The following is a 15870-nucleotide window of genomic DNA, read 5'->3' as shown; positions in this document are numbered from 1 at the left end:
TCATATTGTACTGGTGGACAGTACTACCACGGCGATAGGAAAAGACGGGCATGCTGAAAGCTAGGATGAGGCTTTAATACTCAACGGCGCTTTTCACGGGAGAGTTTTGCTCATCCGCGAGTGTAATGACCTCGTAGGCTTTTATAAGCCCAGACATCATGTTGAGTGCGCCTGAGTCATTATGAAGATGACAACGTTGGCAAAATTCGTGCGCTCGCGCCGCTAATGCAACGCAGTTTGCCGCTTGGGTGGGTGAGTCAAACCCATGCCAAGGTTGCTGACTATCAGCGTTTTCCCATTGGCTATTGATAACCTCAAGTATTTCCGCCTGTAGCTTTGCTGATAGAGGCCAGTGCGCGCCCAATGTGTCATATACCCAACCCTGCCAGTCCAATAGCAGCATGTGATTGTCTATAACGGCCATGCGGGCGCTACTAGGATTTTGTACCGTTAGACACTGGGGAACCCTTTCCACTTCAGCGATCATAAACGGCCATAGCTGCATGAAACGCTCGACTTGAAAGCTCTGTCGGTCTTGTTGTGTCAGGTAGGCAAAGTGTGAAGCTGCCACTTTCTTCATGCGCTCGGGTAAAGAGGCAAACGTTGCTGTGTATTGGGTAATCAGATGATTGGGCAAAGGAACATGGCATAGGCATTGCCGTAACTCATTCATCCAAGGCTTACGCTCTTCGGAATTCTTCCACTGGGGTGGCTTGTCTCCTATTTCCACCAACACAAAATGACACCAGGGTAACTGTCCACTAGCTCGTAAAACAGGCACCGTGGGCATAGCACTTTGAGACATCACACTTTGAGACACCGCACCATGGCAATAGCCTCCTACTTCATTCAAAAGCGCAGTTTCATGCAGTGCTTCGTTCTCTCGGGCAGCGATATAGCACTTTAGTAATACATAATATGGCAAGCCGTTGCTATCCGTTTCACAAACTAATACATGCGCTACGGATCGCCCATAGAGTAAACGGCATTGCAAAATTTCAAGATCGCCGACACAGTATTTGCTCTCAATCAACCATGACGGTAGCCACTGTTGAAGAGTCGCTTGTTCAAAGCGTTGGACAAAGTCCGTGGTTAGCGAGAAAGAAATCTGTTGGGAGCGAGGTAAAAGCAGCATATTAATCTGCTGAAAATACTTGATGATACTCAAGAAATTGACCAACCCATTAACACTGGCCACCATTAGTTGGCGCATTGCTAGCAGCAATATAAATAGCGTCAACAGTGGCCGCATTGTGCCATTGAGATGATCGAGGACAATAATCAAAAAACCCAAAGCAAAGCTGATATTGATGACGGTCAGAACGTTACCTTGCAGGGTATTCTGAATAGTTTGCACCCGCTCAAAGCGGTAGTAAAAGCTAACCATCATCACCAACCCCAACACACATGCCACTGCCAATAGCGCGAGCAGAGGGTGTAGAAAAGCGATCATCAAGCAGAAAAGCAGTGCGATCACCGCTGACGACAGGGCACCTATCACAATGCCAAGTACACGCTTGCCAACTAATCGATGGTTGGCAACTAGCCGAGTTTTATTCAAAAGCCCTAGGATTAGGGACGAAAGCTGGGCAATGGCTTTTGTAATTAACCATTTAAGTAAGGCGTAGGCGCAAAAGCAGAGCACGGCCGCTACGATTAATACCGCTATTTTGGCACCATGGGATTCTGTTCCAGGTACCCAGCCATCTATGCGGCTACGCCCGGTCATCAACACTTGAAGCAACTGCCAAGGTAACACTAGGCTTGCCAACAGCATGACCTGACTTACAATTTGCATTAACAGGATCGTTAATACACGCCAACGAAACGGCCATAGCACCGCGCGCGCTAACGCAGCCATTAGGTCGAGAACTTGATCTCCGTGAATCTCCTCTCTCTCCCTGTTAGTCGTCGGGTTACTCATCGATTAATCATTGGTTCTATAAGTTGCATGAAGGCACGTAATTCGTCCGGTTGATCGGCTATCGGCTTATACGTTGAAACGGCATCATGGATGGCAGATAAAATGACCCTATTGTGACGCAGGCTACGCTGCTCTGCCTCTGCCCAACCATATACGGGCCATTGCTCTTGATGGGCCAGTGTCGCGCCAGCCTCATTGAGTGAGGCGAAAAGTAACGGCAGAAAGGCATGGCCATAAAACTCACTCGCTGCCACTACTTGGCTGCCATCGTGGTAGCGCTTATCGTGTAGCTCCTTCTGAATTGAGCGACTACCCTGCGAGTCAAGCAGATAAAACAGTCGCTGCCAAAAGGTCGCTGCGCCGTAGCTTGCTTGCATCACTGCGTTAAGCGCTTCGGCATTCACAGGTAAGGGGGGCCCCTCTTGTGCACCACCTCTCTGCGCATCCTCTCTAAAGAGAGATTCCGACCAACGAGCTAACCCTTCATGCACCCAAGCTTGCTTGAACATCATGTGGGCATTTTGATACAGATGAAACAGCTCATGGGCAGGGGTTAAGTTTTCAGCAGCATTTACCTGCCCACCTAACGCCATACGAATATGGCAATCAGGCACAGTAGGGCTGCGTACTACTTCATCATACGCTTGCCCACCACGTGACTGGTCAGCACGTAATATCACCATAATGAAGTTTGCACGCTGATAGCGTGGCATGAGCAAGGGTGGGGTAAGCCCAAGAACGTCACGATAGAGTAGATTGGCGGCGTTAAGCTGTCTTTCCAAGTCATCTCGTTGTGTAGTGCTCAGCGCCCCAATCTCTTCAACGACCTCGATAAAAAAGTGAGCCTCCTCCAGTCCCAACGTTTGGTTCGGCCCGTTTGTTAATATCTGGAGAGGTGCATCACGTTGCAGGTAATGACACTCCCCTGCTTCTGGGGTCGGCTGAGCGGCTACTGGCGTTAGCTTAGCCGTGGCTATGCAAAGCAGTAGTAGAGTGATCCACCAATGGTGAGTTAACGGTAGATGTTTACTCATAAGGTAGCGGGGGGAAAAGCGCGTGTAGCCCAATGCCATGGGATGCTTTAACAAGCACGCTATCATGGGGCATTAGGTGGTGTGGCAGCGCTGCCTCAAGGGCTTTAACATCCGCAAAGTGAAACACGCCAGCAGCCTCTCCACCCAATAAGGGTGCTAACACTTGGCAGTGCTGACCACAGAGCAGTAATTCCCTAGCTGATAGTGAGGCAAGAAGAGGAGCAAGTTCCTGGTGTAGCCGTTCAGTCTCTGCGCCCAGCTCTAGCATATCGCCAATAATCACCAGCTTTTTACTCGCATCCACAGTGAGCGAAGAGAAGGCTTCCAACGCCATGCGCATCGATAAAGGGTTAGCGTTGTACGTTTCATCGTACAGTGTGATTGGCACGCCGTGACAATGCGTGGCCCGTACTTCGCCTCGCCCTGCCACTGCTTGAAAAGTGGCCAGCCGGGATATAACGATGTCTAGCGGTAAATTATCGTGCCTAGCCACCGCCAGTACTGCCATGGCATTCAGCATCATATGGCGCCCTGCAGCGCTCATGCCAAGTTCATACACACTTCCATCACACATAATCCGGGCGCTATTCCCTGCAAACGCAAGCATGCGTATATCTGCGTCGGGGTGCTCACCGAAACTCACCACCTGCAGGTGATAGCGCCTTGCCTGTTCGGCCAGATAAGCATAATGAGGCATATCGCGGTACAGAATAGCGACCCCATTAGGGGGCATGCTCTGAAAAATAAGCGCTTTCTTACGGGCAATTTCGTCTAGTGAGCGGTGATACACCAGGTGCGATGCCGCAATATTAGTGATTATGGCGATATCAGGGCGAGCAAGATCCGTATTCTGGGCCATGGAGCCGATGGCCATTTCAACCACCCAGTACCGTGCCTCTTGCGGCATCGAAGCGATGTTCCAGGCAATGCCAATCGGCAGGTTGGCACTGCCTTGCGTTTGCCCTACCGCACCGCTATAGCTCAGCACATGGGCCAGCATTGCTACTGCCGTTGTTTTACCCGCGCTGCCAGTAATACCGACGACGCGACCAGCGTAACTGCGCCGCTGCCACTGTCCTATCGCCAGCGTTGCTGCTCGCACATCAGCTACGTGTAACACAGGCACACCGATACCATGATATAACTCAGGGTCATCGCAAATGACAGCGGAAGCGCCTTTACTCACCAGAGACTTCACCGCGGCGAATGGCAAAAAACCTTTTTCCATTCCCTTGCCCCGCGCGATAACCACTTGCCCCGTTTGAAAAGATCTTGGCCAGCAGCATAGGCCTCTTGCTAGCCACTCATCAGGTGGAGTTGATATCCATACTCCCTCGGTTATCGAGACAATAGTTTTAGCATCCAAGCGCTGCCCCAATAGTGGCGACTTAATGCTGGCATAGCTTGCCTCACGCAGCATCTGCTGATACGCCACCAGCCCCGATAAGTAGTGCTCTACATCGTCAATCCTAACGCGGAAACTGTGATGGCGAATAAAAAAGCCATCCACAACAGTCGCCGGAGCTTTAAAGTACATCGCGACTTCCGGCCAGAAAAAGCCGTTCAGCAGATAGTTCGCCCTAGCATGCAAAGCGCGGTAAAACGCATTGACATCAAAGCCATTCAGCACATCGGCTAAATCAGGCCGTTGCTCAAGCTTAAGCAGCGTTTTATGAAACGCCATCGACAGCTCAAGCAGCGTGGGGAAAGTGGTGATCCGCTCGTGGATAAAATCGACATAGCCCGCGATATTGCGCACGGCAAACGCAAAGTATTTACGCTCTGGGCGGTGCGCCACCAGTTCATTGGAGCAATAAGCAAGCCAATGGTCGTGGGCATTTTCGTGACCGCTAGCAATAAAGTAGTCAAACGCGTTGACCACGCAGTCTAGCCAACGGTTATTTCGGGTATGGTCATAAAGCCGCATTAGGGCAAAAGCCGCTTCGCCATCGTAATAAATGATCCGGGTCTTTTCCTTAACCGACAAATCAGCCGCATTAAGTACGTGTATAAAGCTCCCATCGGCCTCTTGCATTCTTGTAATGCCAAGTGCCAGTGCATCTGCCAGCGCTGCATAACGATCGTCGCCCGTGACCTGGTGATACTTCACTAATGCAAGAATGGCGACTGCGTTGGCTCCCAGTTTGATAATGTCGCCAACATCCACCACATAGGCTGCGCCTTGGCGGTAAATAACAAACTGGGAACATAAGCCCGACAGCGCGCCGGCAATCTGCTGGCGTATCAGTCTGAGTTGTTCGTTACTTAACAGTCGCTGTTCCGCACAGGCCTCATAGCCTTCTAGCAAAGCATAGGTACTGCTAGCGTGCCGCAATACGTTGTAGGTATTAATACGGCGATCAAAGCAGGGAAAATAGCCATACACATAGCGCCCATCTTCCTTCATCTGCTTACCCAAAAAACGGGTGGAACGCTCGATTAACTCTCCTGTGGATGCCGCTGTTAGAGGAGGAGCTTCTCGCCTTCCCCAGCATCTTGGTTGAGTCTCTAGACCATGAACTCGAGCAGTTTCGCCGCTAACATCCACGAATACGCCAGCAGTAGAAAAGCTCCAAACTGGCATAGTATCGCCAAAGTCAGGCATCTGGCTTGAACCATGACGCGCTTTTATATAGCGCTCTAAGTGCCCCAAATTAACATCGGCATGCGCCACCTGATTGCCTGCGTATAGGCAGGCATTAGCGTTAAGCTCCATTTCTGTGAGTAGAAGCCGAGGAAGTTTCGTGCCCACAAACGCTAAGCCACTACGAAAATAGTTGCGTTTATAACGCTTAATGTTTTGCTTTAGCGTCTGCCACTGCCATTCACGCACTGCAAAAGGCCACTCCAAGCGACACCACACCAATGGGTGCTGAAACTTTCGCTCAAGCCGTTGCAGTGCCTGTTTCAACGCGGGGAGTAAAGCTGCCCAGTTGCCTGCCTGCAGGCTGTTCACATCAATCTGCACAGTAGCGACTTGAGCGCGCCCATAGCCATCGCTTACTGATAGCAGCATTAGCTGAGCAAACTCTGCTGGCTGTGCATGCTTGTTCAACCATATCGGCACCACCGTTTCACCGATGCCATCTAAAGCGAGCGCAACGTTGACCGCTTGGGCAGAAGGCCCAGCTTTTTCAGCGCCCGATTTGCTTAATGGGGGCAAGCCAGGCAGTGAAGAACGTGTATTGTTGGGCATTTAATTGCTCAAAAATAAGGGCTGACGTATGAAGCTGAACGCCATGCACATGCACAGCACACATGCAGGTATATCAACTAGAACTGTTCTAACGTGCGTTCTGCAACCGGCGTTAGCTTCAAAATTAGCTGTAAGCGATCACGGACAGCTAACTTCTTGAAGATGGCACTTAAGTGGGCCTTCACCGTACGTTCCGTAATGTCTAATTGGCGCGCGACTTCTTTATTGGTTGCACCACGAGCAACGGCTAACGCCACACCCCGCTCGCGCTCCGTTAATAGGTTCAAATAGTCACTCTGCTGATGCTCCGCACCTTGCTGACGTTTTTGTAGCGCCTTAAAAGTGCCACCTACCACCTTGGCAAGCAGCTCTTGTCCCACCCATATACCTTGATTAGACACCACAAGGGCGACTTGGATAAGGACGTCAGAAGCTGCCAGTGTATGGACATAGCCACGCGCCCCGAGGTCCAGCGCCTTAAGCGCCTCACGATCGTTAGGCACATAGCTGAGTATCACGACAATGGCACCATTTGCAGTTATCGCCGGAATCAGCTCACTCCAATTTTCGACCATCGTTGTTAGCCATGCCACGTCACCCGGCTGCACTTGATCCACTATTTTATCTGGCGTGGTGGCCATGCTTGCAGGAAAAGCACTTTCCCAGCGCGCCTTTAGGCGTCCATCCGTTGTCACAAACCAGTGTTTCATTAGCGCTCCCCCATGGAATCTCGCCACGCCCTTAAAACAGGTTTTAATAAGAACTGCATCACCGTTCTTTTGCCTGTCACAATATCGACTTGTGCCGTCATCCCTGGAATAACCTGCAGCCGGTCAGTAATACTTTCATCTTGCAAACTACGAACCCGGACCAAATAAAACGTATTACCGTCATCGTCAGTAATCGTATCTGCACTGATGTGGTCAAGCTCAGCCTGCAGCCCACCATATATGGCGTAGTCGTAGGCAGTGAGTTTGATCGTTGCAGGCTGCCCAGGATGTAGAAAGGCAATATCCTGAGGAGCAATACGGGCTTCAACCAGTAACTGGTCATCGCTGGGCACGATATCCAATACTTCTTGTCCTGGCTGGACCACCCCGCCAATCGTACTGATATGAATACGCTGAATCACACCATCGACAGGCGAGCGTATTTCGGTAAGGCGTACTCTGTCTTGAAGCCCCGTGCCTGATTGCTGAAGCGCGTTGAGATCGCCTAACGTCTGAGCAAGCTCATTTCGCCACTCACTTCTACGTTCGGCACCTAGCTCAAGTAACTGCCCCTCCGCTTCTTCCACTCCCGCTTCCAGACGTGAAACAGCAGCGGCAGCTTGATTGCGCTCACCAGTGGCACGCGACACTTCACGCTGTAAGCGCAATACCTCAACTTCTGAAACAGCACCTGAGGCGAGTAGTGGGCGAGTTAAGTTAAGCTCTTGCCCTGCCATACTTGCTTCACGCTGGGCTGTGTCACGACGTGCCTGCGCTTCCCGAAGTTCTTCTCGACGTTGCCGAATACGATCATTGAGGACGTTTTCTTGCTCACGTAGCTCTTCGCGCCGGCTTTCATACACCTCCCGTTCTTGCATCACGATATTAGGCACTTCTTGGCGCAGCTCTTCAGACGGCTCAAAAGCGGTGCCAGTCGCCAACGCCCTTAGCCGCTCTGCACGTGCTTCTAGTGCAAAACGCTGGGCACGGTTTTCGCGAAAATCAGACACAAACCGGGTTGGGTCAATTTGCATTAACACCTCTCCGGCACTGACCACCTGCCCTTCTCGCACCATGATCTGCTCTATCACACCGCCGTCAAACGACTGTATGCGCTGCAGTTGGCTTGCTGGAATAACCCGCCCCGCGCCACGGGTCACTTCATCGATGGCAGCAACCGATGCCCAAACCACCAGCACAATAATGGTCAGTAAAACGGTGTAGAGAAATAGCCGAGCTCGAATAGGCTCTTGCTGCATACGCGCCCAGTCAGTGTCGCTCGCCCAATCACGACTGAGGTGCGCCGAGGTAACTCGCCGGGCAAACAGCCTATCCATAAACGGACGAAACGGTTTCTGCCCTTTCTCAGAAAAACGACCAATGGCCTCAAAGCCTTTTTGTTCAGACGTGGAGGTGTTTTTTTTCGCCATTTACGACGCCCTCCCAATCTGCCCTTTGCGCAATGCCTCGACCACGGTATCGCGCGGACCATCCGCCACTACTTTGCCAGCATCCATAACGATGATGCGGTCAACCAGGGATAACAGCGAGGTACGGTGGGTAACAACGAGAATAGTTTTCCCCGGTGCAACACTGGAAAGGTTAGCTTTAAACGCTTCTTCGCTGGCGTTATCCATTGAGCTGGTTGGCTCATCAAGCAACAGAATGGGTGGGTCTTGTACAACCGCTCTTGCGATTGCAACAGCTTGTTTTTGACCGCCTGAAAGCGCTTGGCCACGCTCACCTACCTCAAGGTCGACGCCTTTGGGATGGCTATTAACCAATGATTCTAGACCCGCAATTTCGATCGCTCTAAGTAGCGCCTCGTCATCAACCCGGTCGTTTCCACCACCCGCGACAATATTATCCCGCAGCGTGCCAGCAAACAGGCTGACATCCTGAGGTACATAGCCAATATGACGACGAAGCTGGAGGGGATCTAGCTGACGAATATCAACGCCATCCACCAGCACCGCGCCGGATACGGGCTGATAAAAACCAAGTACCAGCTTATTCAGCGATGATTTTCCGCAGCCAATACGGCCGAGCAACGCGACTTTTTCACCGGCTTTGATAGAAATCGAGACATCACGCAATGCCTCTCTTTCTTCATTGGGATAGCGCAAGGTGACTTTCTCTAAGCGGATGCTGCCGGTAAAACTGGGCTTTTCTACGTAAGCCTTGCCTTCGTGGCGCTCCACGCTCTTGGCCATCACGCCATTTAAAGATTCCAGGGCAGTTGAGGACTGATGATATTGAGCCAGTAAAGCAGCCGCTTGGCTAACAGGCGCCATTGCCCGGGAAGAGAGCATATAGGCAGCAATCAACCCACCTTGGGTCAAGTTGCCTTCAATAATTTGATAGACACCGATGATAATGACGCACACGGCCACGCTGTGCTGCGCCCATTGAGCAACGCTTGAAACCGAAGAACTCACCATTTTGAGTTGGGCACCGGTTCTTGATAAGAAAGCAGATGCTTTTTCCCAATGGCGTTGAATTCGGCTTTCAGCGCGCAGCGCCTTGACGTTTTCTAATTGAGAAACGGACTCTACCAACAACGCATTACGTTGCGCCCCCACTTCCCAAGTTGTTTGTGAAAGCTCATGTAATTTGCCTTGTGCTGCAAGGGCATATAAAAGCACGAAAACAATTCCTATGAGCACTGGCAACACAAGCCAGGGGTTGATCAGTGCAATGATGGCCGCAAAAAGCAGTACAAAGGGCAAATCCACTATACCAAGAATGGTTGCAGAGCCGATAAACGCCCGCACCGATTCAAACGATTGAAGCGTTGAGGTAAACGAACCTGTTGACGCTGGCCGCTCCTCTAAGCGCAACCCCAACGTTTTCGCCATTATTGACGAAGAGAGCTTTACATCTGCTCGACTGGCTGCCAAATCAACAAAGCTGCTACGCATTAAGCGCAGCGCTAAGTCAAAGCAGAGCACAATAAAAATGCCAATTGCCAGCACCCAAAGCGTTTCAGTGGCCTGATTGGGTACAACACGATCATAGACATTTAACACAAACAGCGGCATTGCTAGCGCAAATAAATTGATAGCCACCGACCCTAAAACAATATCGCGATAGAGACGCCGATTCTCACGAATAACGCCCCAGAACCAGTGCTGGTCACCGCGTTTTTTAACTCCAGGTTCTGAAGCACTATCAACTCTAAATTTTGGTCGCACATAGATGGCTTCACCGCTATAACCTGCGTGAAGTTCCTCTAACGATATTTCCGTATCGGCTTCTGACAGCTCAGGAAAAATTACTTTTGCTTTTTGCTGCTTGAGATCCAACCCAAGCAACACACAAGCACGCCCCGGCTCCAACAATAAAATTGCGGGAAATAGGGCAGGATTTAGTCCCGAAAGCTTACTTTTCACAATATGCGCAGTAAGCCCTGCTCGCGAGGCTGCTCGCCCAAAGACAGAAGGAATTAACTTCCCTTGCTCTAAAGGCAAGCCTGCTTTTAAGGCTTCTGAGGACACTTCGTGCTGATAATATGAAGCAACTGCCTTCAAACACTCCAGTAACTCATCGCTTGATTCTTGCCCACCACTACGGGCAGCCCCAGAAACTGACAGCTCACTTTGCGTCACAAAAACCTCATTTCCCTTCCGAAATTTGAATATCTCGGATGACTAGATGCCCATAGTTCACTACTCAGCCACGCGTCACAAACGCATCCGCATAGCCAAATCCTTGCAGCTCAGACTGCAATGACTTTGCATCATTCAGGGATTCGAAGGGCCCTACTTGCACGCGAAAATTCCCTGCAGCTGTCACTACTCTAGCACTGCTGGATAACTGGTTATTCAATTGACGGCTCAGTGCCTCAGCACGCTCAATAGCACTTAAAGACGCCACCTGAACATAAAGTCCCTGCGTTTGACTTGGTGCTGGTACGTTCGTGACAGTGGCTTCAATAGGGGCAGCCATTACCAGCTCCTCAGATTCTGAGTAAGCACTTTGCGGACTATCGGCTTGCTGCGCAGAAATCCCACGGGTGAAATCATCTAAGGTAAAGCCACGCGGCCCCTCTACACCGCAAGCCATGCGAATGTTGTCAGCCATATCCTCGTAGCCCAGCTCATCAAGGCTTGGAATATCTTCACGGGTTACTTGCAGGGTATGCATTAGCTGCCCCATAGCCGCTAGGGTACGCGCTTCTGCTAGCGTCAAATCAAACTGTGCATTGGCATAGGCACGGCTAGCTTCAAAGTACTCGTTCTCACTATCTAGAAGGTCGAGCAAGGTGCGCTGGCCAATATCGAACTGCTGTTGGTATGCACCGCGGACACGGTCAATTGATTGACGATGTTCGTTCAAATATTCCAACTGCTCTTTTAAGCGCTGGGTGTCGTTATAAGCAATTTGTGTCGTTTGCCTAACGTTGGTACATGCGGTTTCTCGCTGACTCTCTGCTTGTTCAATTCTTGTCGTCGCTGCATTGAAGGCAGCATAGTCCGAACCGCCTCGATAAAGGTTCATGCTCGCCACCAGCTGAATGCTGTGTTCATCACTGCGACCAGCAATCGAATCATCTTGGTTATTCGTGCCTGTACGTCCTTGAATATCTAGACGAGGCATAAAGGCAGCGCGAGCGCCTTCACGCTCTGCACGTTGTACAGCAATATTTTCAATCGCCGCGTGAAATTCAGGGTTACCCTGGAACGCTAGCTCTATGGCTTGGCTAACATCGGTAGGTAAGTCATCGGCAAGAGAAGGCGCAGGTGCCATATTTTGTGCGGGAAGCGTGCCAACAATTCGCTGAAAACGGGCGGTAACATCGTGAAGGTTTGATGCTTCAGACATCAGGTTGGATTCGGCTAACGCCAGACGGCCGCTAATTTGTTCAAGGTCAACACCGCGCCCTGCCCCCGAATTAAAACGCTCTTCGATTTGCGTTAATACGCGCTGATGTTCACGGTAGTTATCCTGCGCTAAGCGCACTAACTCGCGATAGCGTGCTACGTCTAGGTAGGTACGAAAGGCTTCAAGGGCAATTTCTTCACTAGCCCCCAGCAACTCAAAATAGGCGACTAGCCGAGAACGGTCTAAGCGCTCAACCTCACTGCGGGTTGCAAAACCATCAAAAACCATCTGGGTTAACGTCAGTTCTGCAAAATCACTATCGTAACTGCCACGCCCATCATTTTGCTGATCCTGTCTTCCAACACCAGCACTGACATCAATCGTAGGTAAGTAACCACCTTGCGCCTCTCGAACGTCATTGCCGGACGCCCGAAAATTTGCCCAGGAAGCATTGACTTGGGGATTGGTGATAATAGCTTGTTGAATGCTGCTTGAAAGTGTTGTGCTGCCTGGCGCATAAAGCGTAGCAGGAAGCGACTGACCCAAAGCAGAGAGAGGAAGACAGACGAACGTCGTCACCGTGAGCGGTCGAATTGCGCGCTGAAAAAAAACTGTATTTAGGAACCCAGTATTTAGCGTTGTTTTGATGCCATTTTTCATCGTTGTTAATCCCTAATGAATATTTACGCTGCTAGCTAAAGGTGCAGCGGCTCTACGCCACCTACCCTGGGGCATGGTTCTTTTAGGTCTTACTTACTAGCTAATGCTCAGTGCGATCTAGACGTGGTTCGGTGACGCTCCCTTGCTCAGATTTTTCATTCAGTAGCATTAGTGGAAAACCACACTATAAAGCCAAACGTCACAAAATTTTACAATATAAATCTTAAAAAAACACTATATCGCCGATTTCCGGTTGGTTGTTAAACGCAATTGCTGTAGCGCTAGCCCAAGTAGAATCAGCCCTAAACCAATAAGCGTTGACACCAACAACGGCTCCCCCACCACTAAATAGAGCAACAGCAAGGAAACCGGAGGCGAAAGAAAGATTAGATTAGAAACCTTAGCAGTCCGCGAAACCTTACGAACTGCCATTTGCCAAAGCACAAACGCCACTCCCATTTCGAAAAGCCCTACGTAGACCCCAGCGCCTAACGCCTGCCACCCATGCCAGTTAAGCCCTGGCCCAACAAAGAATAGCAGCGCCGTTAAAACAGGCAAGCCAACGCTGAAGTTCTGCCATTGCGCAATTAAGGGTGCTCGCTCATCACGCGCGTTAAGCAACCAATACATCGCCCATAGCAACGTCGATAAAAGTGCAAACACCACACCTAGTGGGTCTGCAAAATCAACGTTGAAGATATTGCCGCGGGTGGCGATTACCCAAACACCGGCATAGGCAATAAGCCCCGCCACTATATCCATACGTGTCAGCCGCTGGCCTAGGATCGGCACAGCCAAAAGTGCCATCGCCAATGCCCAGGTATAATTCAAGGCCATGGCTTCTTGACCTGGCAACCGATCATAAGCAGCAAATAGCACCAGATAATAAGCAACCGGGTTCATTAACCCCGCCCAAGCGGCAGTACGCCAACCATGGCGAAGCGCTTGTGGTAGATGCCCCTGCTTCACCATCAAGACAGACATGAATACCCACGACACCAGAGCCGCAAGCCACATCAATTCCAGTGGGCTCATCCAAGCAAGCGCAACTTTAAAAGCGGTGGCAACCGTCGACCATAGCGCGACCGCTCCAAGCCCATACAATATCGCTTGACGATCTTGGTTCATCGGTCGATATGCCCCAGGTCTCGGGCTGGCTCAATCTGATCTCGTACGCGCTGCTTTAAAACTTTGATATCTGGAAAACCGCCATCGCGCTGCCTTTCCCATAGCAATGTCTCATCACACCAGATTTCAAAAGTTCCACCGTGAGAGGACGATAATGCAACTTCTGCTAGGCTTTCACCGAAGGTTGAAAGAAGCTCTTGAGCATACCAAGCACTTCGCAACAGCCACTGGCATTGCGTGCAATAACGTATTTGAATACGTGACATTCAGGGGTTCCTTAACGTTTTAATAGGGGCATCCTTACCTTTCATTCTGTCACCTTACATTTGCTACTGCCAAGGACCCCTCATGGCTGAACATAATGTTTCTCAAACACGAGTTTACGAATGGCTGACCAGTGATGATGATAGCCGAATGTGCGATGACATTCCCGACGAGGCATGTCAGGAGCAGCCACATAATTTCTTCCTGCATCTTTGTGCTTCGTTAGGTAATAAACTTGCTGATGAGCTATCTAGCGCCCGATTGGTCTTGCCTTGGTTAATGGGCATTATTGGCGCTCCTGTATGGATGGTAGGCCTGTTAGTACCTATCCGTGAAGCGGGTGCTCTGTTGCCGCAGCTTTTCGTAGCTGGTTTTATTCGCTTAAAACCAACGCGCAAATGGGTATGGGTAGCAGGCGCACTGATACAGGCCCTAGCGGCATTAGCGTTAGCACTGCTAGCACTGGTGGGCAGCGGCTCTTTGGGGGGCGCGATGGTGCTAGCTACCCTGGTGTTGCTATCACTGGCGCGAGGACTCTCATCCATAGCAACGAAAGACGTGTTGGGTAAAACCATCGCGAAGCGACGCCGTGGAACTCTAATGGGGTGGAGTGGCAGCGTAGCAGGCGCCGCAACCCTGGTAGCTGGCGGCGTTCTGATGTGGTTTGGCGACCAACCCGGCAACGTAGCACTGGCTATTTTACTGGTTGTTGCCGCCGCAGGATGGCTACTCAATGCAGTGAGTGCGGCGCGCATAGCGGAAGTGCCCGGCGCTGTAGAAGGCGGCGAAAATGCCTGGGATAGCATTAAGCTAGGGCTTTCTTTACTCAAAGAAGATCGCAATTTTCTAAACTTCAATCTGGCTCGCGCCCTGCTTCTTTCCAGCGCACTGGCACTCCCCTATTTAGCTCTACTCGGTCAACAACAAAGCGGTACTAACTTAGGTGGCCTTGGCCTGCTGGTAGTGGTATCAGGCATTGCTGCGATGGTGGCAAGCCCTGTATGGGGAAAGCGAGCAGACCAATCGAGCCGCCGTGTGATGAGGGATGCAGCCATCGGGACCGCCATTTGCTGTCTGCTGGGCGCAAGCCTGGCATGGCTCCCCAGCCAGTGGAGTGAAAGCGTTTGGCCTTATGCGATTATTTACGCCCTTCTGGTTATCGTTCATCACGGCGTACGCCTTGGCCGTAAAACCTACTTGGTTGATATCGCCACGCAAGAAAACCGAGCGTTGTATGTTGCGCTATCGAACACCTTAACCGGCGTATTAATGTTAGTGGTGGGCGGAGTAATTGGTGGGTTGGCACAATGGCTTGGTAGCGCGCCACTGTTGTTAATACTCGCTGGGACAGCATTCTGTGCAATGTTATCAGCCCAACGATTACCTGAGGCAGAATAGCGCTGTCGATTGCAATGCATCTCAACGCTCGCCATGATGGTAGGTAATTAGCGGTGATTAGCTGGGTTTTTGCTATTCTACCTTTATTAAGCAACATGAAATGCCGCTTAGCTCCGCGTTGATGGACAGCGCCATAGCTACGGAAGAACGAGAGCAGCAACAGGAACCCATTGATGAAACGATCTCCTTTGATCAGCCCGGAGTTACTCGAACGTATTGTTGACGCTTCTGAGGATGGCATCGTCGTTGCAGAGCAAGAAGGCGACGAAAACATCCTTATCTACGTTAACAAAGGCTTCGAACGCCTCACCGGCTACAGTGCGGATGAAATTCTTTATCGCGACTGCCGTTTTTTGCAAAATGAGGACCGCGACCAAGATGCGCTGACCTCTATTCGCGAGGCGCTAAAAGAGGGCCACCCCTCTCGCGAAGTGCTGCGTAACTACCGCAAAGACGGCACTATGTTCTGGAACGAGCTCTCCATTACGCCTGTATACGATGAAGCGGATAACTTGATGTACTACATTGGCGTGCAGAAAGACGTGACTGAGCGTGTCGAAGCTCAGCAAGCATTAGCAGCGCTCCAAAAACGTCAAGAAGTCGCAGAATAAACAAAAACACCAATAAAATATCTTCATGGGCTTGAACTTCAACCTAAGTTGCGGTAAATAGCGGCTAAGCGTATAAAAGCGCTAGGCGCTTCTTATTTCGTCTTAGTGATCGAAAGGTCTT

General features: G+C 50.7%; 11 protein-coding genes. 2 read left to right on the top strand and 9 right to left on the bottom strand.

All coding sequences use genetic code 11. The annotated features are described in order from the left end of the window. Positions 1-73 precede the first annotated feature (73 nt). The 9 genes from M0220_RS12990 to M0220_RS12950 form a co-directional block, all read right to left on the bottom strand. Positions 74-1924, bottom strand: coding sequence for an ABC transporter ATP-binding protein (locus M0220_RS12990; protein WP_264017836.1), 1851 nt, complete (start codon positions 1922-1924; stop codon positions 74-76). Continuing rightward, complete coding sequence (locus M0220_RS12985) at positions 1921-2958, bottom strand: hypothetical protein (RefSeq protein ID WP_264017835.1); 1038 nt, start codon at positions 2956-2958, stop codon at positions 1921-1923. The genes M0220_RS12990 and M0220_RS12985 overlap by 4 nt, the downstream gene beginning before the upstream one ends. Next, a complete protein-coding gene (locus tag M0220_RS12980) occupies positions 2951-6154 on the bottom strand; it encodes a UDP-N-acetylmuramoyl-tripeptide--D-alanyl-D-alanine ligase (protein ID WP_264017834.1) in 3204 nt (1067 codons plus the stop codon). The genes M0220_RS12985 and M0220_RS12980 overlap by 8 nt, the downstream gene beginning before the upstream one ends. 77 nt (positions 6155-6231) lie before the next feature. Beyond that, a complete protein-coding gene (locus tag M0220_RS12975; protein ID WP_264017833.1) occupies positions 6232-6864 on the bottom strand; it encodes a response regulator transcription factor in 633 nt (210 codons plus the stop codon). Beyond that, the gene (locus tag M0220_RS12970; RefSeq protein ID WP_264017832.1) at positions 6864-8294 is read right to left on the bottom strand and encodes an HlyD family type I secretion periplasmic adaptor subunit; all 1431 of its coding nucleotides are present in this window, start codon (positions 8292-8294) and stop codon (positions 6864-6866) included. Before M0220_RS12970 ends, M0220_RS12975 begins: the two co-directional genes overlap by 1 nt. Next, on the bottom strand, positions 8295-10472 hold the full coding sequence (locus tag M0220_RS12965) for a type I secretion system permease/ATPase (RefSeq protein ID WP_030073254.1): 2178 nt from the start codon (positions 10470-10472) through the stop codon (positions 8295-8297). 64 nt (positions 10473-10536) lie between these two features. Further along, a complete protein-coding gene (locus M0220_RS12960; protein WP_264017831.1) occupies positions 10537-12348 on the bottom strand; it encodes a TolC family outer membrane protein in 1812 nt (603 codons plus the stop codon). A gap of 234 nt (positions 12349-12582) precedes the next feature. After that, on the bottom strand, positions 12583-13476 hold the full coding sequence (locus tag M0220_RS12955; protein WP_030073259.1) for a DMT family transporter: 894 nt from the start codon (positions 13474-13476) through the stop codon (positions 12583-12585). Continuing rightward, complete coding sequence (locus M0220_RS12950) at positions 13473-13742, bottom strand: SelT/SelW/SelH family protein (protein WP_264017830.1); 270 nt, start codon at positions 13740-13742, stop codon at positions 13473-13475. The genes M0220_RS12955 and M0220_RS12950 overlap by 4 nt, the downstream gene beginning before the upstream one ends. 82 nt (positions 13743-13824) lie before the next feature. Between M0220_RS12950 and M0220_RS12945 the strand changes: the two genes are divergently transcribed. Continuing rightward, positions 13825-15138 carry an MFS transporter gene (locus tag M0220_RS12945; protein WP_030073263.1) on the top strand — a complete coding sequence of 438 codons (1314 nt, stop codon included), beginning with the start codon at positions 13825-13827 and terminating at the stop codon, positions 15136-15138. A 173-nt stretch (positions 15139-15311) separates the two neighbouring features. Next, the gene (locus M0220_RS12940; RefSeq protein ID WP_030073265.1) at positions 15312-15749 is read left to right on the top strand and encodes a PAS domain S-box protein; all 438 of its coding nucleotides are present in this window, start codon (positions 15312-15314) and stop codon (positions 15747-15749) included. The last annotated feature ends 121 nt before the right edge of the window (positions 15750-15870 follow it).

The organism is Halomonas qinghailakensis (assembly GCF_025820815.1).
Lineage (GTDB): Bacteria > Pseudomonadota > Gammaproteobacteria > Pseudomonadales > Halomonadaceae > Vreelandella > Vreelandella qaidamensis.
Note: the sequence above shows the minus strand (reverse complement) of the source record. Positions and strands in the feature narration are given on the sequence as shown.